Genomic DNA, 22,156 nt, shown 5'->3' on the forward strand with positions numbered 1-22,156 from the left:
CACCGTCTCAGAGCCGCGGGTCGACCGGATCCGACTCGAGCGCGAGCACCGCAGCGACCGCCTCGTGGATCCGCCACAGCGGCTCTCCGGCGACGAGCCGGTCGAGCGCTTCGGCCCCCAGGGCGAACTCCTGCAGCGCCAGCGCGCGCTTGCGCCCCAGGTTGCGCTCGCGCAGCCGCGACAGGTTGCCGGGCCGCAGGTACTCCGGGCCGTAGATGATGCGCAGGTACTCCTGCCCGCGCACCTTCAGCCCCGGGGGCACGAGCCCCTTCGGACCGCGCACCACGGCGGCCTCCGGCTTCACCACCATGCCCTCCCCTCCGGCGGCGGTCAGCTCGAGCCACCAGGCGGTGCCAGCCGCCTCGGACTCGGGGTCGCCGAGCACCACCGTCGTGTTGCGGGTGGGGCGGATCAGCTCGGGCGCGGCCGCGTGCAGCCGGTCCGCCACCCCCAGGTGCCAGGGGTGCGGATCCGCGTAGCGAGCCCGCCCCTCGGTGGCGAGCACCTGGAACGGGGCAAAGCTCACGCCGGTGAGGCCGTCGGTCGGTGCGACGTACTGCCGGTAGGCGCGCGTGAACGCCGCGGCGTCACCTCGCCGGTCGCGCACGCGGGCCGCGGTCGCTGCGACATCGACCCCGCGCGCGGCCGCGGCGGCGAGCCCCGCGAGCCCCGCACTCAGCGCGGCCTCGGCCGCGGCCCCCGCCGGCGCGTACACGCCGGTGAGGAGGTCGCGGGCCTTGAGCGACCACGGCAGCAGCTCGCCGTCGCACAGGATCCAATCGGTCTCGAGCTCGTCCCACAGGCCCGCCACGCTGGCAGCGTCACGGAGCCGCGCGAGCAGCTCCTCCGTGGTGTCGTGCCCGAAGAACGCGCGTCCGGTGCGGGTGGTGACCGCGCCGCTCACGCCCGGCTCGGCACCGAAGCGGCGTGCAGCCGTCGCGGCGTCACGGCAGAGCAGCACCGTGGCGCGCGAGCCCATGTGTTTCTCCTCGCACACGACGCGCGCAACCCCGGCGGCGCGGTACGCCGCGAACGCCGCACTGGGGTGTTCGAGGAAGCCGCCCTCGGTGCTCGTGGGCGCCGGCGCCATCGTGGGCGGGAGGTATGGCAGCAGGTTCGGCGAGATCGCGAACCGGCTCAGCGTCTCGAAACCGCCGGCAGCGAACTCTTCGCGGATGCGCACACCGCCGTGCAGCCGGGTCTGCACGGAGCGGCGGCCCAGCACATCGTCCCAGCGCAGCTCAGAGTCGCCACGCGGGGCCGCCTCAGCACCGGCACCTTCGCCAGCGCCAGCACCGGCACCTGCGCCAGCCACGACCGCGGCGTCGCCCGCCTCGCCGCGCGGTGGCGCGAGCGGCCGGATCGGGTCCGCGTAGCGGGCGAGCGCGGCGACCTGCACGATCTCGCGCTCCGGGTAGCGGAGCGCCGACAGGTGCCTGCCGAACGCGCACCCGGTATCGAGACACAGGACGTTGTTGACCCACCGCGCTTCGGACACGGGGGTGTGCCCGTGCAGCACGGTCGCGGCACCGCGGTAGTCGGCGGCCCAGTTCAGCCGCACCGGGAGCCCGTACTCGTCTTGCTCACCGGTGGTCTCACCATACAGCGCGGCCGCCCTCACCCGGCCCGAGCTGCGCCCATGGTATGCCTCGCGCAGCCCGGCGTGCGCAACCACGAGCTTGCCGTCGTCGAGCACCAGGTGCGAGACGAGGCCGCGCACCCAGTCGATGACCGCGCGGCGAAACTCCTCGGTCTCACCGGCGAGCTGCAGCAGTGTCTCCGCCAGGCCGTGGGCTGTGCTGCGCCGTTTCCCCTCGAGCGCTGCCACGAGCTTGTCCTCGTGGTTGCCCGGCACGGCGAGCGCGTGCCCGGCGGCGGTCATCCCCATCGCCAGGCGCAGCACCCCCACCGAGTCGGGGCCGCGGTCAACGAGGTCACCGAGGAACAGGGCCCGCCGCCCCTCGGGGTGGACGGCGTCGATCGCGCGGCCCGCCGCGTCGCGCGCGATCTCGTAGCCGAGCCGGGTGAGCAGCAGTTCAAGCTCGGGGAGGCAGCCGTGCACGTCGCCGATCGCGTCGAACGGGCCGTGGTCGTCGCGGTGGTCCGTCAGCAGCCTGCGCCGCACCACGCTCGCCGCGGCGACGTCGTCCACGGAGCTCAGCACGTGGACCCCGCGGAGCCCCTCGCTGCGCAGGCCGCGCAGCGAGCGCCGCAGCTGGTCGCGCTGGCGGCCGATCACGCGCGCCCCGCGCGGGGTGTCGTCGCGCCCGGCATCGTGCGCCAGGAGCACCGGTTCTGGCAGGTCGAAGACAATCGCAACCGGCAGCACATCGTGCGCCCGCGCGAGCTCGATCAGCGACGCCCGCGCTTGCTTCTGCACGTTCGTCGCGTCGATCACCGTGAGGAGCCCGGCCGCGAGGCGCTTGCCCGCGATGGTGTGGAGCACCTCGAACGCGGCCGCGGAAGCCGCCTGGTCGTTCGGGTCGTTTGACACCAGGCCGCGGCACTCGTCGCTTGAGACGGTCTCGTAGCGCCCAAAGTGCGCGCGGGCGAACCGCGTCTTCCCGGAGCCGGATGCCCCGATCAGCAGCACGAGGGACACCTCGGGGAGCGAAATCTCGGTCATCTGGTCGACCCCTCCATCGTGGCGGCACCGGCTGCCGCGCCGGGCGCGGACGATTCCGCGACGTCGCCCGCGCCGCGGGTGAACACTGCCATTTGGGTGGCGGGCCCGAGCGCCGCGTCCTCGGGCCCGATCCCCGCGAAGCGCACGCTGTAGCCGTGGGCCGCACCCACGCGCTCCGCCCAGGCCGCAAACTCGGCGCGGGTCCACTCAAAGCGGTGATCGTGGTTGCGCAGCCCGCCGGGGATCAGGCCCGGGTAGTTCGCGTTGTACTCCACGTTCGGGGTGGTCACGATCACGTGCGTCGGCCGTGCCTCGGCAAACACCGTGCGCACGAGGCTCGGAATCCGATCAGCGTCAAGGTGTTCGATCACCTCCATCAGCACCATCGCGTCGAAACCGCGCAACCGGTCGTCCCGGTAGGTGAGCGACGACTGGATCAGGCTCACCTTCCGGCGTTGCGCGTCGGACGCCTCGTCGAGGCCGAGCCGCCGCTCCGCCTGCGCGAGCGCCCGCGCCGAAACATCAGCCCCCACGAGGCGCGTGATGGCCCGGTCGCGAAACAGCGGCGCGAGCAGCGCCCCCTGGCCGCAGCCCATGTCGAGCACGCTGGTGGCGCCGAGGCTCCGGAGCTCGGCGTGCACGGCGTCCCGGCGCTGCCGGGCCAGCGAGGGCTGGGCGGCGCCGTCCGGGGCGGTCCCTGGCACCTCGGCGTCGTCCTGCGCCGCGCTGATGAGGTCGCGCTGGTGCCGCAGGAAGCGCCGCAGGATCAGTTCTTTCTCTGGGTGACTCCCCAGCCAGTCACCGCCGTGGCGCAGCAGCTTATCCGCCTCCGTGTGGTCCACCCAGTAGTGCTTCGCGTCGTCGAGCACCGGCAGCAGCACGATCAGCTGCTGCAGCGCCTGCTGCACGGTCGCGGTGCCCGTGAGTCGCACGTCGAAGATGCGGGCGTCGCCCCACTCGGGAAGCTCCGGATCGAGCGGGAGCGCGGTCGCGTCCACCCGCCACCCGAGCGGCTCCCACAGGGCCCGGATCAGGCCCTCACCCCGCTCGCAGGCGACCGTGGGCAGGTGCAACTCGAGGTCAAGCGGCGCCGCGACCCGCTCGGGGCGCGTGGCGCAGTTACCGGCGAGCGCGGTGCCGAACACGCCCCGGATCGCGCCCGTCAGCAGCGACGACGCCACGTATGGTCGATCGTTCACGTACTGGCCCAGCGTGAAGCTCTCAAGCGCCGCGCCCTGGCCGCGCACGAGCCCGATCGCGTCGACGTCGAGCAGCAGCGCAACGGTGCAGCGCTCGGCCGTGAGCTCCGTGCAAAACACCCGGGTGTCGCCCACCGAGAGCGCCCGGTGATGCAGGCGATCCGGGTGTTTGTGCAGCAGATACGTCAGGTCGGCTACCGGCGCTGAGGTGGTGCTGATCGAGAGGTACACCCCTCAAGTATCACACCGGCTGCCTGGCGCGGAGTCTCCGGCCGGAGGCTAGTAGCGCTCTCCCACCCGCACCACGTAGCCGGCGTCGCGGAGCGCCTGGGCCACCGCCTCGCCGTGCTCGATCCCGCGGGTCTCAACGTGCAGTTCAAGCTCCACCTCGCTCACGGGCAGCTCGGTCGCGTGGCGCGTGTGGATCACCTCGATCACGTTCGCGTTCTGCTCGGCGACGATCGTGGCGGTGCGCACCAACTGCCCCGGCACGTCTGGAAGCAGGATCCGCAGCTTCGTGTAGCGCGCCGCCGCGGCGAGGCCGTGACCGATCACGCGCTGCAGCAGCAGGGGGTCGATGTTGCCGCCCGAGAGGATCGTGGCGGTGGGACCGGTGACTTTCAGCCGCCCCGTGAGCATCGCGGCAACGCCCGCGGCCCCGGCCGGCTCCACCACGAGCTTCGCGCGCTCAAGCAGCATGACGATCGCGCGCGCAATGTCGTCGTCGCTCACCGTCACCACCTCGTCGACGTAATCGCGCACGAGGTCGAAGTTGAGCACGCCCGGGCGGGCCACGGCGATACCGTCGGCGATGGTCGACTTCGTCTGGATCGTGACGGGCTCACCCGCCGCGAGCGAGGCCGGATAGGGCGCCGCGTTCTCAGCCTGCACGCCGATCACGCGGATCGTGCGCCCGCGCTCGGCGGCCCACTGCTTCGCGGCGACCGCGACGCCGGCGATAAGCCCGCCGCCGCCGATCGGCACGATCAGGTTCTCGATCTCGGGCGCCACATCGAGCATCTCAAGCGCGACCGTGCCCTGCCCCTCGATGACCGCCGGGTCGTCGAACGGCGGGATGAAGATCGCGCCGGTCTCGCGCACGAACTCCTGCGCGGCCCGGTTCGTCTCGTCGAACGTGGCGCCCACGAGCTGCACGTTTGCGCCGTAGTTGCGGGTGGCCTGCAGCTTCGGCAGCGCAACGCCGAGCGGCATAAAGATCGTCGCGGTGATGCCAAGCTCGCGCGCGGCGAAGGCCACGCCCTGGGCGTGGTTCCCGGCGGACGCGGCGACCACACCGCGGGCCCGCTCCTCGGCCGTGAGCTGCGTGAGGCGGTTGTACGCGCCGCGCAGCTTGTACGCGCCGGTGCGCTGCAGGTTTTCGCACTTCAGGTAGACCCGCGGGACGCCAAGAATCTCCGCGAGGAAGCGCGAGGACTCGAGCGGGGTGCGGCGCGTAACGCGGTGCACCACCTCGAGTGCGTGCCCGAACTCTGCAAGCGTGGGAGGCGTCGTTGTGTGGGTCATCGGTTTCCTTCCGTGCGGGTGATGCGTGCGACGTTGCGGGCGCGGTGCTTCGCCTGCTGCGCGGTGCGTTCTCGATGGTGGTAGGCAGCAACCGGGTCGGTCCCCGGTTCCCACTGCCGCTTCACGAGAGTATTCACGATTGAGTTTGCCGCGGCGACGAGCGGCACGGCGAAGAGCGCGCCCGGAATGCCGGCGAGCAGCGCGCCGGTCGACACCGCGAGCACCACGCCGAGCGGGTGCACCTTCACGGCGCTACCCATGACGAGCGGCTGAAGCACGTGGCCCTCGATCTGGTTCACCAGGATCACCACGCCGAGCATCAGCAGCGCGTTCACTGGCCCGTTGTACACGAGCGCGATGAACGCTGCGAGCAAGCCGGTGCTGATCGCGCCAAGGAACGGGATGAACGAGCCGAGGAACACGAGCACGGCGATGGGGATCGGCAGCGGTACGCCAAGCAGTGCGGCGCCCACACCGATACCGACGGCGTCGACGAAGGCGACGAAGATCTGCACGCGCACGTACTGCCCCACAGACACCCAGCCGGTGATCCCGGCGGCGTCGACCGGCGCGTGCGCGCGGGCCGGCAGGAAGCCGAGCACCCAGTACCAGATCCGCTTCCCGTCGATGAGCAGGAAGATGAGGGAGAAGATGGTGAGCAGCAGGCCCGTGACGAACTGGCCGGCCGAGGTGGCCACGCCGAGCGCACCGTTCCAGATCGAGCCCTGGTTCTCGTCGAGCGTGGTCACGACCTTGTTGAAGAAGCCCGAGATCTGCTCGGCGGTGATGCCCAGCTTGTTGTCCTCGATCCAGTGCAGGATCTCCCACCAGACCTCCTCCGACCGGGATGAGAGATCGTCGAGGCCGCTGCGCAGCTGGGTGATGATGAGGTTGATGAGGATCCAGACTGCCGCGACGAACATCGCGAGGGCGGTCAATACCCCGCTCCAGCGCGGGGCGCCGTGGCGCACAAACCACTCGACCACGGGCGCGAGCAGCGCGGTGAGCAGGATCGCGATGAGCACGGGAATCACAATGATCCGCACCTGCACGATCAGCCACAGGAAGCCGGCGAGCGCGAGCCCGATCAGGATCAACCGCCACGACCACGCGGCGGCAACGCGAATACCGAGCGGCAGCTCCTGCGCGGCGCTGACGTTCTGGGGAGTCCCCCCGCTGTCTCTATGCTCGTCCACGGCACAATCCTAGCGAGCGGCACATGCGCAATCCGCGTACCGGGCGTGTCACTCCCCGCGTTCTCACCCGACTCACTAGAGCAGGCGCCGGAGACCCCCGCGCGCGAGGGCCTCCTTGTTCTTCGTGAACGGCGGCATGATCGTGGCAGCGAGCGTCTCCGGGCGCAGCGGCTTGGAGAGCACCGCCTTCTCGTGGCTGAACGTGAGGAACGAGCGCTCGCCGTGGTACGCGCCCATTCCGCTCTCGCCAACGCCGCCGAACGGCAGGTCGTGCGCCACGAGGTGCAGTGCGGGGATCCCGAAGTTCAGTGCGCCCGAGCTCGTCTCCCGCTCCCACCGGTCGCGCGCCGCCCGGTCCGTGCTGAACACGTACGCGGCGAGCGGCTTGTCGCGGCTCACCACGAAGCCGAGCGCGTCGTCCAGATCAGACACCTCGACGAGGGGCAGGATCGGCCCGAAGATCTCCTCCTGCATCACGCCGGCCTCGCGCGACACCCCGGCGAGGACGGTCGGCGCGATCCAGCGCGCCCCGGCGTCGTGCTCACCGCCGGTAAGCGCCTCACCGTCGCCGAGGTGGCCCGTGAGACGCGCAAACTGGGCGTCGGTGATGATCCGCCCGTAGTCCGGGTTCTCCCGTGTCGCCGTGCCGTACAGCTCCTGGATCGCCTCGACGAGCGCGGGGCCCAGCCGGCGCAGCACCGCGCGAGAGCCGAGCACGTAGTCCGGCGCGATGCAGGTCTGGCCCGCGTTCATAAACTTGGCCCACGCGATGCGGCGCGCGGCCTCGGCGATCGGCACCGTGTCGTCGACATAGACCGGCGATTTCCCGCCGAGCTCGAGCGTTACGGGGGTGAGGTGCTCGGCCGCGGCGCGCGCGACAATCCTGCCCACTCGCCCGTTCCCCGTGTAGAAGATGTGGTCGAACCGTTCGGCGAGCAGCGCCGTGGTCTCGGGCACGCCGCCGGTGACCACCGCGACCGCGCGGCGGTCGAGCACGTCTGGCAGCACGGTCGCGATGAGCTCCCCCGTGGCCGGAGCGAGCTCACTCGGCTTCACGATCACCGCGTTCCCCGCGGCGATCGCGCCGATCACGGGCGACAGCGCGAGCATGAGGGGGTAGTTCCACGGCGCGATCACGAGCGCGACGCCCAGCGGCTCACGGACGACGCGCGCGGCGGCCGGCTGCACGGCGAGCGGCACGCCGACGCGCCGCGGGCGTATCCAACTCCCGAGGTGCGCGAGCGCGTGGTCGAGCTCGGCGATCAAGAACCCGATCTCGGTCAGCTGCGATTCAGTCCCAGACTTGCCGAGGTCCTGCTTGAGCGCCGCTTCAAAATCGGCGCCGCGCTCAAGCAGCAGCGCGCGCATGCGTTCAAGCTGGTCACGGCGCCAGGCCTCGGGCCGGGTTACGCCCCGCCCAAAGCTGTGCCGCACCCCGGCGACGATTCCGGGAATCCGATCCACTGACGTGTAGCCCATGACCACACACTACTCGCGCAGCTGCGCGCCCGCGCGTCACATCCGCGGGCGCGGGCCCGCCGGTTACCAGAAGTGGAGGCCGGGAATGATCAGGAAGATCCCCACGAGCACCGCGAGCACCGAGAGGCCGAAGCAGATGTTCGCCGAGACCGTGGCCCAGCGGGGACGCACCTGGTCGACGTCGTCGTCCTCATCGTCGCGGGACGGGCCATTCGGTTCGAATGAGCCGTCGGGCCGCGGCGCGGGCGGCGCGGGCGTTGCGAGGAACCGGATCCCGAGCGAGTACAGCGCCACCACGAACACGGCCGAGCCGAGCGCTGCGCCAAACACGACGAGGAATGACATCCACTCAATATTCATCGCGCGTCTCCCGCCGTCGTTTCGTCACTCGCGGCACCGGAGTTCGGGGGCGACCCGGCCTCGGCCTGCGCAGCCCGCTCCACCTTCTGTGCCTCGCGGGCGGCCTTCTCGGCCTCCTTCGCGGCTTCCTTCGCGGCGACGTCGGAGCGCGCGGCGGACTGGGCGGTCGGGGTGAGCTGTGGCATGGTGCCGGTCTTCGTGCGGATCGGCTTGACCTTCGACTTGCGGATCCGCACCGCGTAACCGGACTCGGCAACGTCGGGAACCGGAATCGCGTTCGAGTGATCCACCTTGTTGCGGCTCGAACGCCAGAAGATGAACAGGATGAACCCGAGGCCGAGCACCGCATCGATGATGATGCCGACCATGCCGAGGTGCGCGATGAGCGCGGCGATCGCACCCACGGCCCCGGCGGCGGGCAGCGTGAAGAGCCAGCCCGAGGCGATCCGGCCAACCGTGCGCCAGCGGACCGTTGAACCGCGGCGGCCGAGGCCGGAACCGATCACGGAGCCGGACGCGACCTGCGTGGTCGAGAGCGCGAAGCCGAGGTGGGTCGAGGCGAGAATGGTCGCGGCCGTGGCGGTCTCGGCCGCGAAGCCCTGGGCCGGCTTCACCTGGGTGAGCCCTGCGCCAAGGGTGCGGATGATGCGCCAACCGCCCGAGTACGTGCCGATCGCGATCGCGAGCGCGCAGGTGACGATGACCCAGAGGTGCGGGCCGGTGCCGGGATCCTGCAGGTTTGCGGCGACCAGCGTGAGCGTGATCACGCCCATCGTCTTCTGCGCGTCGTTCGTGCCGTGCGCGAGCGCGATCAGCGAGGACGAGGCGATCTGCGCGTAGCGGAAGCGACCGCGGCCGTCCTTCTTCCCGTCGTGACGGCGCGTAATCGCGTACGCCACCTTCGTCGCGGTGAACGCGACGAGACCGGCGGTGAGCGGCGCGGCGAGTGCCGGGATGATGATCTTGGAGAGGAAGACGCCACCGTTGATGGCGGAGAACCCGGCGCCAACGATTGCCGCCCCGATGAGCCCACCAAACAGCGCGTGCGACGAGCTCGAGGGGAGGCCATACAGCCAGGTCAGCAGGTTCCAGACCACGGCGCCGATCAGACCCGCGAAAATCATCTCGGGCGAGATCAGTACCCCGCCATCGCCCTCGTTAATCAGACCACCAGAGATGGTCTTCGCGACCTCGGTCGAGAGGAATGCGCCAATGAGGTTGAGGACCGCGGCGAGGAGCACCGCGGTTTTCGGCTTCAGTGCACCGGTGGCGATCGGCGTGGCCATCGCATTCGCGGTGTCGTGGAAGCCGTTTGTGAAGTCAAAGAAGAGGGCCAGTACGATGACCAGCAGCACGACGAGAGTGAGTTCCACCGGCGTCTTTCGTTCGGGAATATGGGCCGTGAATCACTCGCAGTGTCACCAGAACTTCACCGAACGTTCAGCTGGGATGAGTTGACATGCGAGCGCCACACTCATGGTTCCACCTCGGGGGGAGCAGGTCAAGCTGAGGCGACCCCGTTTACCTTCCGTTCACCCGGGATGTTCAGCCGCGGTTTCGGGCGGGATACGGACGCGCTCCGCCGCAGTGTTTCTGTTACCCCGGCCGCGGCGCGCAGCGGCGGCGCCGCCGCTGCGCGGCACCCGGCCCGGCCCAGCCCAGCACCCAGCGCGCGCACGGCCTGCGCGGCTAGACTGTCGGCCACACCAGAGTCTTGAGGAGGCCCCATGAGCACGGCTCAGCTGACCGATTTTGTCCCGGAGTCCGGAACGATCACGATGTTCTCCACCGAGTGGTGCAGCTACTGCAAGCGGCTGAAGCTCATGCTCGACAAGACGGGCATCGGCTACACCGAGGTCGACATCGAAAACACCCCTGGCACCCCCGAGCTGGTGATGGAGGCAAACGGCGGCAATCAGACCGTTCCGACCGTCGTGTTCCCCGACGGCACCACCGCAACCAACCCGTCGCTCAACGACGTGAAGGCGCGGCTCGGCCTGTAGCGCGGGTGCGGCTCACCCGAAGGTGAGCCGCACCTCCTCGTAGCGATCCGCCGGCACGGTCTTCAGCTCGCCGGCAATCTCGGAGAGCGGCACCATTTCGATGCGGTCGCCGCGGAGCCCGGCGAGCGTGCCCCACGCGCCCTCCTGCGCCGCGTTCGCACCGGCGATCCCGGTACGGGTCGCGAGCACCCGGTCGAACGCGGTGGGAGAGCCGCCGCGCTGCACGTGCCCCAGCACCGTTGCGCGCGCCTCGATCCCCGTCCGCTGCTCGATGAGCGGGGCGAGCACCTCGGCGATGCCGCCGAGCCGCGGCCGGCCAAAGCCGTCGAGGCCCTCCCGCACCACGACCTGATCCGCGCCGTCGAACGCGAACCCCTCGGCGACCACGACCAGCGACGAGCGGCCGCGATCGCGCACGCTGAGCACCCAGTCGCAGATTTGCTCGATCGACTCAGGGAACTCGGGGATCAGCGTCACCTGCGCGCCGCCCGCGATCCCGGCGTTGAGGGCAATCCAGCCGGCGTCGCGCCCCATCACCTCGAGCACCATGCACCGCCGGTGCGACTCCCCCGTGGTGCGGAGCCGGTCGATCGCCTCGGCCGCGATCGAGACGGCCGTGTCGAAGCCGAACGTGTAGTCAGTGCCGGCGAGATCGTTGTCGATGGTCTTGGGCAGGCCGATCGCGCGGATCCCAGCGCGGGTGAGCAGCTCGGCCACGGTCTGCGTGCCGTTGCCGCCGATCAGCATGAACGCGTCGATCCCCAGCTCGGCCATGCGCGCGGCGACCGCGCGCAGCGCCTCCGGTGTCGCCTTGCCGTCCGGGAACGGCGGGACCCGGCTCGTGCCGAGCATCACGCCGCCGAGCGGCGAGATGCCGCGCACGGCCAGGCGGTCAAGCTCCACGAAGTCGCCCTCGTGGAAACCGCGCCAGCCGTCCATGAAGCCGACCATCTCGAAGCCGTGGACCTCGACGCCGCGGAGCACCGCCCCGCGGATCGCCGCGTTCATCCCGGGGCTATCGCCGCCCGAGCAGAGCACACCAATGCGCATGAAGCCCCTCGTCCGTCAGCGCGAGGCTCGGCTGCCTCGACGAATCCGTCCAATCGTACCGGTGGCACGATCCACCCGGCCAGATCCGATTCGGCCATTCGTGCGGCGGAAACCGCCAGCGCCGCCCGAGTTCACGCAGGAGATCCGAACTCAGGCGGATGAATCTCGTGAGATTCGTCCGCCTGAGTTCGGATCTCCTGCGCGAGTGCGCGGGCGGGTGCGTGCGGGTGCGGGCGTGCGTGCGGGCGCTACGCCGAAGCGATCGCGCGCTGCAGCACTCCGATGAGCGCGAGCAACTGCACCGAGTCCTCGCCCTCGCGCTTCGCCTCGGCGCCGTCGAGCGCGCGCGCCGCGAGCCCGGCCTTGCCGTCGATGAGCTCCGCGATCTTCGCGTCGATCGTCTGCGCGGCGACGATGCGCCACGCGGTCACGGGCTCCTCCTGACCGATGCGGTGCACGCGGTCGATCGCCTGCGTCTGCTCGGCGTCGGTCCAGCTGAGCTCGGCGAGCACCACGTTCGACGACGCCTGGAGGTTAACGCCGACGCCCGCCGCGGTGAGCGAGCAGACGGCCACCGAGACCTCGGGATCGTTGTTGAAGGCGTCGATCTGCTCCTGCCGGAACGCGGTCGACTGGTCGCCGCGGATCGAGACCGTGGTGAGCCCCGCCTCGGCGAGCTGCGCCTCGGCGCGATCCATGACGTCGATGTGCTTCGCGAAGAAGACCACCTTGCCGACGGAGCGGGCCAGCTGCGCCGCGTAGTCGGCCGCGAGCGACGCCTTCGCCTGGCCGATCTGCCGCACCATGGTGAACACGTTGAGGCCGTCGGCGGACGCGTTCGACTCCTCGAGCTCCTGCGCGCACACCATACGGACGATCGCCTCGTCGCTGAGCTTCTCGCCGAGCTTGCCCGACTTCACCGCGGTGAAGCGATCGAGCAGCTTGCGCGCGAGCTGCGCCTCGGCCTCGCGGATGCTGCGGCCGTACTCGTCGTCGAGCTCCACGGGGAGGTCGACCACGCGCTTGGCCGGCAGGTCTGCCGCGACGTCGATCTTGCGGCGGCGCACGATCCCCATGTCGACCACGCTCTGGCGGGCCTCTGGGTAGAACGCGGCGTCCGCGGGGGTCCAGCCATTGCTCTCGAGCTTCGCCATCAGCTCGGGACCGGGCTTGTCGCCATCGGTCCAGCCGAGGAAGCGCCAGATCGCACGGAAATCGTCGATGTCGTTGATGAGCGGGGTGCCGGTGAGCGCGATCATCAGGGGCGAAACGCCGGGGGTGCGCTCACGGATGCTCTCGGCGATGGCGAGCACGTTGCGCGAGCGCTGGGACTGCACGTTCTTGATCATGTGCGCCTCGTCGACGACCATGCCCTTGAACCCAAAGCGGGAGATCCAGCTCAGGTGGCGGTCGAGGATCTCGTAGTTCACCACGAACACGTCGGCGAACGCGTCGATGTCGCGGCCGTCGCCGTGGATCACGGTGACGCGGCGCTGCGGCGTCCACCGCTCGACCTCGCGCGCCCAGTTCATCTTGACGACGTTGGGCACCACGACGAGCAGCGGGTAGGCGCCCGCAACCGACGCGGCGATCACCGACTGCGCGGTCTTGCCGAGGCCGGGCTCGTCGGCCAGCAGGAAGCTGCGGTGGCCATCACGCACTCCCGCGAGGAACCGGGCCTGGTGGTCCATGAGTTCAAGGCCGGCCGGAGCAAGCCGATCCGGCACCGGCGGCTCGGGCAGCTCCATGCACGCGGAACCGCCGCCGCCCTGCTCAAACGACTTCAGCAGCGGGCCGAGCAGCTCCCAGTTCGCGAGGCGCACCACCGGGGTAGGCTGCTTGGGCGGCGAAAGATCGGGGGCGAGGAACGGGTTCGCGAGCATGCGGGCGTCGATGCCGGCGGGCTCGACCTGGCGCTCGGCGAGCTCCGGCGGCACGTACGCCTTCACGGGCTCGGGCGCTACCTTCTCCTCCTCGGGCAACTCGAAGCCCGCCTGCGTCAGCATCTTGCGCTTCAGCTGCCGAGTCGCCTCGGTAATTGGCGCGGTCGGCTCGAGCAGCGTGATGAGGCTCGTGTCGCGGGCCGCGGTCTTCGCAAGGATCGCGGCCACGCCGTCGAGCCGCTTCAGCGTCTCCGCCCGCTCCGAGTCGCTGACCGTCTCGTCGGTCTTGATGCGGGCGCGCTCCTCGCGCATGAGCAGCGCGATGACGTGAAACTTGGTGCGGTTCGCCGGGGTCGCCTTCCCGCGCTGGGCCGACGCCTCCACCTCGCGCACGGCGCGGGCGAGCAGCGGGATGATGCCCTCGTTGTGGGTGTGCTTGCGGCGGCCGTTCGAGCGCGAGGACGAGCCCGAATTGCGCGACGACGCACTCTTCGAAGCTGACTGACGCGCGGCAGTGTTGGATGCCAATTGATCTCCTGATCGGCGTGGTACGGACTCGGAACGCGCACCGAGCCGCGGGCCAACACACGAGTGTACGAGCCTGACCTCATGCGCGGCATGGGGCTCGTACAGCACTCACAGGTGCGACCGTACGGTCGATCCTACCACCATCGCCCGCGCGCCCGCAGTCACCCCGCGGACCCGGGCGAGTCAGGCGCTACAGCTGAGCCTGGCGCTCGATAACCTCACGCATCACCGGGTAGTGTTCCTCGATCGTGTCGACCGCGCGGCTGAGTGACGGCCAGTCCTTCTCCGTTTCAATGCCGATCCGACGATCAAGCCGCTCGACGAGGTTCTTCGCACCGGCCCAGAGCACAAGCTTCTCGCCGTGGAGGCTCACCGTCTGGCCGTATCCGCGCCCGTCCTCGCTGATCAGCAGGCTCGGCCGGCGTCGGCTCACGAAATCGAGGTGCGCGTGCACACGGTATCCAATGTGCAGGTCGGTCTCCTCGTAAAACCCAATATTGTCAAGGCTGTACGCGACGTCGCGTACCTCGTATCCGAGCCGCTTCGCGGCGCGCGCCTGCTTCTTCAGCGGCTTGCTCTGCTCCGCGTCGGTCAGCTCGTCCTTCTCGATTCCACGGTGGAACGATGCGACGAGCTTCGCGTTCGGGAATCGCGCACGAAGCAGCTGCATCACCTGGATCGATTCAGCGGTATTCTCGGGCTTTGCCGGAGTGGTAAACACCACCGTCTTCGGCTCCGGAGCGACGCTGGGGCTGGTTCCGAGATGCGGGATCGAATACCAGGCGCTGCAGCCGGTGCGCACGGTGTCGATCCCGAACTGCGTAGCGATCTCCTGCGTCACACCGTCACGCACCGAGATCGGCGCGCCGGCAGCGGCGATTGCGCGCAGCGTCGCGACACTGCGCGCTGTCATCATGAACGAGCCCGGGTTGCGCGCGGGAAGGCCCTGCCACCCGAGCGCGAGGCCCGAGATCGGGAGCTCGCGCTCCTGCGCGTTCTTCACAAGCGGGAACACCCCCTCGACCATGCGCGGAGTAAACCCCGGCCCCCCGCAGAGGATCAGCGAGCGCGCATCACTCGGAAACTCGAACGGCTCCCAGCGCTTCACCGAGACGACGTCAGTGTCTGGGGCGATGTGGCTCCAGAGCTTCCGTGCGCGATCGTGGATCAGGTAGTCGCCCACGTTCTTCTTCGCGCCGTGCGTCAGATACGTCGTCATTCGTTCCTCTCAAGCAGTCGCCGGGTCTCGGCGACGTCAGCGTGCATCTGCACCAGGAGCGCGTCGAGCGAGTCGAACCGCTCGGTGCTGCGCAGCCGCTGCACGAACTCCACCTCGATGCGCTGACCGTAGAGATCCCCGGAGAAATCGAGCACGAACGCTTCAACGCGCGACTGCTCGGTGGGGGTGAACGTCGGGTTGTTGCCCACGGAGATCGCGGCGACCCGGCGCTCGCCGTCAAGCACCGCCCAGCCCGCGTAGACCCCGTCGGCGGGGACGAGCCCCTCGACGCCGCCGAGGTTCGCGGTGGGGAACCCCAGCTCGCGGCCGCGAGCATCGCCGTGCACCACCTCGCCGCGCACCACGGGCGGGCGCCCGAGCATCCGAGCCGCCGCCTCAACGTCGCCGCGCAGCACTGCCTCGCGGGCCGCGGATGAGGACACCGGGCCGGATGCCGGATCCTCCACCCACTCGATCACCTCAGCGGTAAAGCCGTGCGATTCGCCCAGGGCACGCAGCAGGGCCCCGTCGCCGGCGCCGCGGTGGCCAAACCTGAAGTCGGCGCCCATGATCACGTGGCGCGCCTGCAGCCGCCCCACGAGCACGTCCGTGACGAACTCGGTGGCCGGGATCGAGGCAAAGTCCGCGTCGAACTCGACCATCACGCACACGTCGACCCCGGCGGCGGCGAACGCCTCGAGGCGCTGGGCGCGGCTCATGAGCGGCTGCGGGCAGCGCTCGGGGTTGAGGTAGCTCAGCGGATTGTTCGCGAACGTGAACACGACGGCCTGCTGTCCCTCGGCACGCGCCTCTTCGAGCATGCGGCTCAGGATCGACTGGTGGCCGAGGTGGAGGCCGTCGAACTTGCCGATCGCCACGCAGCTGCCAGATTCGAACTCGGCGGGGAGGATCTCGGCGAGCGTCTCGATTACGCGCATCAGGCGGCCTCGTTCGACGCGTCGAACCCCCGGGCGGTGGCGCGACCGGTGCGGCGCAGCCAGATCAGGCCCAGGATCGGGAGCACCAGCGGGATGAACAGGTAGCCGCTGCCGTAGAACGACCAGACTGACGGGTGCCCGAAGAGCTCTGGGGTGGTGATGCTGAGGGTGCCAACGACGAGCACGCCGCAGAGCTCGAACGCGAGCGCCGCCCAGGCGATCCCGCGCCAGGTGCGCCCCGAGCCGCGCGCACCGGATCGGATCCCCATGATGAGCGCGACGGTGGCGATGATGTAGACGACCCCGGAGACCGCCGAGAGCGTGTACGCAACCGGGGCCTCGTCGAATTTGGAGATGATCTGGTACACCGAGCGGAACGTTGCGGCGAGCGCCAGCACGATGTAGACCGCGATGAGCACGCGCCCGAGACCGCCCAGCCGATCGCCGCCTCCACCGGTGGGGGCGGTTGGGGTTCCGGGGGCGGAAGTTACACGGTTCGACACGCGCTTCAGTGTACCCGCCTCGCCTGCCGACTCCCCGCGCGCTGGGCGCCCACGGTCACTCGCCAACGGTCGCGAGGAAGACCTCGCCCGTGCCGGTGAGCCGGATCGGTTCGCCGGCCGACACGTAGAGCGACTGGCCGCGGCGGGCCGTTGCGACCTCGGCGAGCTCGGTTGCGAGGCGTTCGACGCGGACGCGGCCAACGGTCACCACGAGCACGATTGGGTGCTCCGCGGTGACCTCGATCACCGGGGCGGTCTCGGCGCCGCTCGTGCACGCGCTCGGCCCCGCACCTGCACCGTCGTCGGGTTCGCACAGGCTCGCGCGCATGAGCTGAAAGTCGTCGACGAGTGGCCGCCACACGGTGAGTCCCGGGCGCAGCGCGGCACCCGGGAAGCGCGGCTCGGCGACCTCGTCGGCGTCGAGGATGCGGCACAGCTCTGCCACGTCGACGTGCTTCTCGGTGAGGCCGGCGCGCAGCACGTTGTCGGAAGCGGCCATCACCTCGACCGCGATCCCGCCGAGATACGCGTGCAGCTGCCGCGCGCGCAAGAACAGGGCTTCCCCCGGCGCCAGGCGCACGAGGTGCAGCAGCAGCGAGACCAGCACCCCGGGATCGCCCGGGTGCGTCCGCACGAGCTCGCGCAGCGCCGCCCGGCGGTCTGCCGCCAGATCCGGCACCGCCGCCGGTTCTGGCGCGGTCTCGGCGTGCCCCGGCGCGGCCCCGCCCGAATCCGGCGCGGTCTCGGCGTGCCCGGGTGCGTGCTCGGGTGCGATCAGCGCGGCGAGCGCGGCGAGCGCTGCGGCCACCGCGGCGTCGCCACCGAACGCCCATCGCAGGAACCGGCGGCGCACCTCGCCGGAGTCGGCTCCCGTGAGGCGCTCGGCGACGGCGTCGAGCGCCGCGGCACCGGCCGCGTCGCCCGCTGCGCGGGCCGCCCCAGCGCACACGAGCAGCTCGCGGCGCGCGTCCGCGAGCGGGCGGAAGCCGCTGAGTGCCGTGACCTCGCTGAGCGCGACCAACAGCTCCGGCTTGTGGTTCGCGTCCCCGTAATTGCGCTCGCGCGCATCGCGCGGGATCCCGGCCCGCTCCTCGGCCGCGAAGCCGGCCGCGGCCTGTGCGCGATCGGGGTGCACCTGCAGCGAGAGCGGCGCGCCAATGGCGAGCACTTTCAGGAGAAACGGGAGCGGGCCGCCGTGCACGCCGTAGCGCTCGGGGTCGCTTTCGACCAGGTCGATGAGGGTCTGTCCCACGGGGGTCGCTTTGGCGACGTGCGCGGGGCTGCCGGGGTGGGTGCCGAGCCACAGCTCTGCCTGGGGCTCACCCGTGGGCTGCGTACCGAGCATCTCGGCGAGGGCGTCCATCGATCCCCACGCGTACGCGCGCGGGGTGTTCTCGATGAAAATCAGCACGTGGCTCCTTGCGATGGGTGGCGCAGGGTGACGGATCGCGCTCGCGCGTCGGGATACACGACGTCCACGTACGCGCCATGCTCTACCATACCGACTATGGCGGAGAGCAAGACCAGGCTCGGTGTGAGCGCGTACGCGATCTGCGTGTTTATCCTCACACTCGGGAGTAACGGCGTACGAAATATCGTGGGCTGGTGGGGCTTCCTCGGCATCGCTGCGGTGCTCACCGTGGTCGGGGTGATCATTTTTGTGCGCGAGAAGCCCGAGCGGTTCAGGTGGTACCGGCTCCCCGCGCCACTGTACTGGTTCCTCGCGCTCGCGGTCGTGTCGATTGCCTGGTCCCAGTACCGCTTCGAGAGCGTGCTCGGCGTGATCGCGCAGATCGCCACCACCATGCTCGCGATCGTGCTCGCGTACGTGCTCACGTGGCACGAGCTGCTGCGCACCCTCGGAACCGCGCTGCGCTGGATCATCGGCGTCTCGTTCGCGTTCGAGCTGTGGGTGTCGCTGTTCGTGCGTGAGCCGCTGTTCCAGAACTTCACGGACGGTCTGGTCGCGACCCCCGAGCCGGGCGAGAAGGTGTCGAAGCTGCTCTACTGGAGCCGTGACCTGCTGTTTGCCGGCGGGCCGATCCAGGGCATCGTCGCGAGCTCCGTGCTGTTCGGGTTTATCGGGCTGCTCGGACTCATCGTGTTCGGGATCCAGCTGCGTGCGGGACTGGTGCGCCCCACCGCCGGCTGGTTCTGGGTGGCGGCCGCCCTCGCGACGATCCTGCTCACCCGGGGCGCAACCGTGTGGGTGGCGCTTGCCGCGGTGCTCGTGGCGCTCGCGCTCGCGCTGTGGGCCCGCCGCCTCGGCCCCGAGAGGCGCGTACCGCTCTACATCGTCGGGACCGCCCTGCTGGCGGTCGCCGTGGGCCTCGTGCTGTTTGCCCGCAACTTCGTCTTCGGGCTGCTCGGTAAGAGCGGCGACATGACCGGACGGCTCGAGACCTGGCACGCCGTGATCGGCCTCGCCGAGCAGCGGCCCTGGTTCGGGTGGGGCTGGGTGAGCTATTGGGCGCCGTGGGCCGAGCCGTTCAAGTCGCTCGACGTGAAGGCCGGGATCCCCGTGATGAGCGCGCACAACGCCTGGCTCGACGTGTGGTTCCAGCTCGGGATCGTCGGCCTGCTCGTGTTCATCCCGTTCGTGTTCCTCACCGCGTGGCGCGTCTGGTTCCGCGCCGTCGACGCCCCGCGCCGGGGCTTCGGCCCGCCGCTGCCCTACGCCACGAGCGCGCTCTGGCCGTTCCTCGTGATCGTGGCTCTCCTCGTGCAGTCACTCACCGAGAGCCGTCTGCTGATCGAGGGAAACTGGGTGCTGCTCGTGGTCATAGCGGTGAAGTCGCGCTACGACTTCCAGCTGCCCTCCCTCGACGCGGAACCCACGAAGCTGCCCTGGCGGCGCGTGCCAATTCCGCGCGACCCGATCACGGGGACGATCCCCACGGTCACCCGATGAGCGTCGAGCTGCGGGTCAGCGCGGTACGCCTGGAGCGGCTGCGGAGCGACGCGCGCCTGGAGCGCGAGACGATTCTCGAGCGTCGTGTGCGCGGCGGGGAAGACCCGGCCGTCGCGGTCGAGGAGGCGCTGGAGATCGACGACTTCGTGGTGCTCGCGCTCCGCGACGAGCTGCTGGAGGAGAGCGGTCGGCTCGCCGAGTTCGGGCTCGCGCGGCTTGCGGCCCGCGCCGGCGGTCCCGACGCAGAGGCGCACCGGCTCAACGCCGACCGGGTCGAGTTCGAGCTGCTGCGCGCAATCGCCGCGGCGGTGCCCGAACTCACCGTCGCCGTGTGGCGGGCCGGGCAGCACCTCACAACCGACTGAAAGATCTGCGGCGGTAGACTTGCCGCTGTTCTCTTCCCGCCCGAGCTGAAAGTGAGGCGTGTCTTTCATGCCGACAACGCTGCAGTCGATCGTCTTCCCCCTCACCCAGGATCCGGATGTGCTGCCGCTCTACGCGGACGCCGAAACCTGGTCGAAGATCGGGGGCCGGCACGTCCGGCTGAGCGAGAACGCGCACATCGACACCGTGCTCAGCCGCTCAAGCGCACGCGTCAAGTCGGGCGAGCGCGTCTCCTACGCGAGCTACTTCAACGCGTTTCCCGCCGCCTACTGGCAGCGCTGGACTGTCGTTGACCGGGTTCGACTGACGCTGCGCACCAGCGGCCCCGGCACGATCATCGTGTACCGCTCGAACGCGGGGGGCGTGCAGCAGCGCGTGGATTCACAGCCGGTGCAGGGCGCCGGCGTGGAGTCTGTGTTTGAGCTCCCGCTGACCATGTTCAGCGACGGCGGATGGTACTGGTTCGACCTCATCGCGAGCTCCGAGGATCTCGTGCTCGAGGCCGGCACCTGGACCACGGACGCCGCGCCGGTCGTCACCGGCAAGCTCAGCCTGGGCATGACGACCTACAACAAGCCCGACTACTGCGTGGCCACGCTCGCGAACATCGCCGAGAACCCGGCGCTGCTCGAGGGCATCGATCGCATCTTCCTCGTCGATCAGGGCACGCAGAAGGTACGCGACCAGGCCGGCTTCGACGAGGTCGCGGAGGCGCTCGGCGAGCAGCTGCAGGTGATCGAGCAGGGCAATCTCGGCGGCTCCGGCGGTTTCTCCCGCTCAATGTCCGAGACCCTTGAGCGCGAGGACACCGACTTCCTCATGCTGCTCGACGACGACGTCGAGTTCGAGACCGAGAGCGCGCTGCGCGCCCTGCAGTTCGGTCGCTTCAGCCGCGAACCGGTGATCGTGGGCGGCCACATGTTCGATCTCCTCGACAAGCCCGTGCTGCACGCGTGGGCCGAGGTGGTGCGCCCCGACCCGTTCATGTGGGGGCCGTCGTTCGAGGAGCAGCACCGCCACGATTTCCGCAAGCGCAACCTGCGCCAGACCAAGTGGATGCACGCGCGGCTCGACGCCGACTACAACGGCTGGTGGATGTGCATGATCCCCAAGCGGGTCATCGCCGAGATCGGGCTGTCGCTGCCGGTCTTCATCAAGTGGGACGATGCCGAGTACGGTCTGCGCGCGAAGGCCGCCGGCTACCGCACAGTTTCCCTGCCGGGCGTCGCGCTGTGGCACGTGTCCTGGCTCGACAAGGACGACTCGCAGGACTGGCAGGCGTTCTTCCACACCCGCAACCGGATCGTGGCGGGGCTGCTGCACTCCGACCGCCCCGGGAGCGGCCAGCTGCTCCAGAACAGCGGCCGCCAGGACATCAAAAAGCTGCTCAACATGCAGTACTACGCCGTGCAGCTCGCGGTCGACGGGATGCGCTCGGTGCTGCGCGGCCCCGACGGCATGCACGACGACATCTCCCGCGACATGCCTGAGGCCCGCGCGACCGCGAAGGACTTCCCCGAGACTCGCGTGTACCGCCCGGGCGACCCCGAGACGCCCATCGCGGTCGGCGGGCGCGCGCTCCCGCTCATCGACGAGCCGGAGGACTCACCGAAGGGCCTGAGCCTCGGCCTCTTCACCCTGCGCATGGTGCCCAAGCACTGGCGTCGCGCCAGCGCTGAGGCGGATCAGCGCGCGCCCGAGCTCGAGTATTCGAAGCGCGACGCGCTGTGGTGGCGGATCCCCAACCACACGAGCGTGATCGTCGGCGCCGCCGACGGCAGCGGCAAGATGTGGTACCGGCACGACCGCGCGAAGTTCCGCCGGCTGCTGCGCGAGTCGCGCGCCCTCAGCCGGAAGATCGAGAAGGACTGGGACCGCCTGGCCGCCGAGTACCGCGCGGCGCTGCCCCACATCACCTCCGTCTCGGAGTGGCGCAAGACCTTCGACGGGCGGTAGCCCACGCAGCAGAGCGGCCCGGGATCATGCGATCCCGGGCCGCTCTGCTGTTCGCGCGAGCGTGGCTGCCGCGCCCCGTGCGCTCGGCGGCTCCGCGCCTCCGTTTCCGCGGCTCCCGCCGCTCCCGCCGCGCACGAGTGGAGCATCCGCACCCGCCGCGCACGAGTGGAGCCTCCGCACCCGCCGCGCACGAGTGGAGCATCCGCGCACGAGCGTGGGGGGGGGGGGGGGGGGGCCGCGCCCCCCCCCCCCCCCCCCCCCCCCCCCCCCCGCGGGGGGGGGGGGGGGGGGGGGGGGGGGGGGGGGCGCACGGGCCCACGGGCCCACGGGCACGCGGACCCACGGACCCACGGACCCACGGACCCACGGACCCACGGGCACGCTGCGCAGCCGCCCC

Annotated in this window: 17 protein-coding genes; 4 read left to right on the forward strand and 13 right to left on the reverse strand. The window is 70.3% G+C overall.

The features are described from left to right. Nucleotides 1–7: 7 nt before the first annotated feature. From EV139_RS15680 to EV139_RS15710, 7 genes are all read right to left on the reverse strand, one after another. Complete coding sequence (locus tag EV139_RS15680; RefSeq protein WP_130455817.1) at nt 8–2,626, reverse strand: polynucleotide kinase-phosphatase; 2,619 nt, start codon at nt 2,624–2,626, stop codon at nt 8–10. Then, the gene (locus EV139_RS15685; protein ID WP_130455819.1) at nt 2,623–4,056 is read right to left on the reverse strand and encodes a 3' terminal RNA ribose 2'-O-methyltransferase Hen1; all 1,434 of its coding nucleotides are present in this window, start codon (nt 4,054–4,056) and stop codon (nt 2,623–2,625) included. Before EV139_RS15685 ends, EV139_RS15680 begins: the two co-directional genes overlap by 4 nt. A gap of 48 nt (nt 4,057–4,104) precedes the next feature. Next, nucleotides 4,105–5,349, reverse strand: coding sequence for a threonine ammonia-lyase (ilvA, locus tag EV139_RS15690; RefSeq protein ID WP_130455821.1), 1,245 nt, complete (start codon nt 5,347–5,349; stop codon nt 4,105–4,107). Further along, entirely contained in the window at nt 5,346–6,545 is a 1,200-nt protein-coding gene (locus EV139_RS15695) for an AI-2E family transporter (protein WP_130455823.1), read from the reverse strand. The genes ilvA and EV139_RS15695 overlap by 4 nt, the downstream gene beginning before the upstream one ends. A 75-nt stretch (nt 6,546–6,620) precedes the next feature. Further along, nucleotides 6,621–8,024, reverse strand: coding sequence for an aldehyde dehydrogenase family protein (locus EV139_RS15700; RefSeq protein WP_130455825.1), 1,404 nt, complete (start codon nt 8,022–8,024; stop codon nt 6,621–6,623). Between the two features lie 63 nt (nt 8,025–8,087). Then, entirely contained in the window at nt 8,088–8,369 is a 282-nt protein-coding gene (locus tag EV139_RS15705; RefSeq protein WP_237465213.1) for a hypothetical protein, read from the reverse strand. A gap of 11 nt (nt 8,370–8,380) precedes the next feature. Beyond that, nucleotides 8,381–9,757, reverse strand: coding sequence for an inorganic phosphate transporter (locus EV139_RS15710; protein ID WP_130455829.1), 1,377 nt, complete (start codon nt 9,755–9,757; stop codon nt 8,381–8,383). 354 nt (nt 9,758–10,111) lie between these two features. Between EV139_RS15710 and EV139_RS15715 the strand changes: the two genes are divergently transcribed. Continuing rightward, entirely contained in the window at nt 10,112–10,387 is a 276-nt protein-coding gene (locus EV139_RS15715) for a glutaredoxin domain-containing protein (protein ID WP_130455831.1), read from the forward strand. Nucleotides 10,388–10,399: 12 nt separating this feature from the next. Here EV139_RS15715 and EV139_RS15720 read toward each other — a convergent pair whose 3' ends face one another. The 6 genes from EV139_RS15720 to manA form a co-directional block, all read right to left on the reverse strand. Next, complete coding sequence (locus EV139_RS15720) at nt 10,400–11,437, reverse strand: 6-phosphofructokinase (RefSeq protein WP_130455833.1); 1,038 nt, start codon at nt 11,435–11,437, stop codon at nt 10,400–10,402. A 248-nt stretch (nt 11,438–11,685) separates the two neighbouring features. After that, nucleotides 11,686–13,848, reverse strand: coding sequence for a DEAD/DEAH box helicase (locus EV139_RS15725; RefSeq protein WP_130455835.1), 2,163 nt, complete (start codon nt 13,846–13,848; stop codon nt 11,686–11,688). Nucleotides 13,849–14,038: 190 nt separating this feature from the next. Continuing rightward, a complete protein-coding gene (locus EV139_RS15730) occupies nt 14,039–15,067 on the reverse strand; it encodes a polysaccharide pyruvyl transferase family protein (protein WP_130455837.1) in 1,029 nt (342 codons plus the stop codon). Further along, nucleotides 15,064–16,005: a bifunctional riboflavin kinase/FAD synthetase gene (locus EV139_RS15735; protein WP_130455839.1), complete on the reverse strand. Its 942-nt coding sequence runs from the start codon at nt 16,003–16,005 to the stop codon at nt 15,064–15,066. Before EV139_RS15735 ends, EV139_RS15730 begins: the two co-directional genes overlap by 4 nt. Then, a complete protein-coding gene (locus tag EV139_RS15740) occupies nt 16,005–16,442 on the reverse strand; it encodes a hypothetical protein (RefSeq protein ID WP_130455851.1) in 438 nt (145 codons plus the stop codon). The genes EV139_RS15735 and EV139_RS15740 overlap by 1 nt, the downstream gene beginning before the upstream one ends. 121 nt (nt 16,443–16,563) lie before the next feature. After that, nucleotides 16,564–17,919 carry a mannose-6-phosphate isomerase, class I gene (gene manA, locus EV139_RS15745; RefSeq protein ID WP_198677604.1) on the reverse strand — a complete coding sequence of 452 codons (1,356 nt, stop codon included), beginning with the start codon at nt 17,917–17,919 and terminating at the stop codon, nt 16,564–16,566. 96 nt (nt 17,920–18,015) lie between these two features. On the opposite strand from manA, the gene EV139_RS15750 reads away from it, so the two are divergent. The 3 genes from EV139_RS15750 to EV139_RS15760 all read left to right on the forward strand — a co-directional run bounded on the left by EV139_RS15750 (nt 18,016) and on the right by EV139_RS15760 (nt 21,759). Continuing rightward, complete coding sequence (locus EV139_RS15750) at nt 18,016–19,419, forward strand: O-antigen ligase family protein (RefSeq protein ID WP_130455841.1); 1,404 nt, start codon at nt 18,016–18,018, stop codon at nt 19,417–19,419. Beyond that, entirely contained in the window at nt 19,416–19,784 is a 369-nt protein-coding gene (locus tag EV139_RS15755; RefSeq protein WP_130455843.1) for a hypothetical protein, read from the forward strand. The genes EV139_RS15750 and EV139_RS15755 overlap by 4 nt, the downstream gene beginning before the upstream one ends. A 67-nt stretch (nt 19,785–19,851) precedes the next feature. Further along, a complete protein-coding gene (locus EV139_RS15760) occupies nt 19,852–21,759 on the forward strand; it encodes a glycosyltransferase (protein WP_130455845.1) in 1,908 nt (635 codons plus the stop codon). Nucleotides 21,760–22,156 lie beyond the last annotated feature (397 nt).

Origin of the sequence: Leucobacter luti, assembly GCF_004217175.1 — a bacterium.
Taxonomy (GTDB): domain Bacteria; phylum Actinomycetota; class Actinomycetes; order Actinomycetales; family Microbacteriaceae; genus Leucobacter; species Leucobacter luti.

Coding starts and splice junctions, on each gene's coding strand:
- EV139_RS15735 (WP_130455839.1), bottom strand. CDS start 16,005: ATGCGCGTAATCGAGACGCTCGCCGAGATCCTCCCCGCCGAGTTCGAA.
- EV139_RS15700 (WP_130455825.1), bottom strand. CDS start 8,024: ATGGGCTACACGTCAGTGGATCGGATTCCCGGAATCGTCGCCGGGGTG.
- EV139_RS15755 (WP_130455843.1), top strand. CDS start 19,416: ATGAGCGTCGAGCTGCGGGTCAGCGCGGTACGCCTGGAGCGGCTGCGG.
- EV139_RS15715 (WP_130455831.1), top strand. CDS start 10,112: ATGAGCACGGCTCAGCTGACCGATTTTGTCCCGGAGTCCGGAACGATC.
- EV139_RS15680 (WP_130455817.1), bottom strand. CDS start 2,626: ATGACCGAGATTTCGCTCCCCGAGGTGTCCCTCGTGCTGCTGATCGGG.
- EV139_RS15760 (WP_130455845.1), top strand. CDS start 19,852: ATGCCGACAACGCTGCAGTCGATCGTCTTCCCCCTCACCCAGGATCCG.
- ilvA (WP_130455821.1), bottom strand. CDS start 5,349: ATGACCCACACAACGACGCCTCCCACGCTTGCAGAGTTCGGGCACGCA.
- EV139_RS15750 (WP_130455841.1), top strand. CDS start 18,016: ATGGCGGAGAGCAAGACCAGGCTCGGTGTGAGCGCGTACGCGATCTGC.
- EV139_RS15730 (WP_130455837.1), bottom strand. CDS start 15,067: ATGACGACGTATCTGACGCACGGCGCGAAGAAGAACGTGGGCGACTAC.
- EV139_RS15705 (WP_237465213.1), bottom strand. CDS start 8,369: ATGTCATTCCTCGTCGTGTTTGGCGCAGCGCTCGGCTCGGCCGTGTTC.
- EV139_RS15720 (WP_130455833.1), bottom strand. CDS start 11,437: ATGCGCATTGGTGTGCTCTGCTCGGGCGGCGATAGCCCCGGGATGAAC.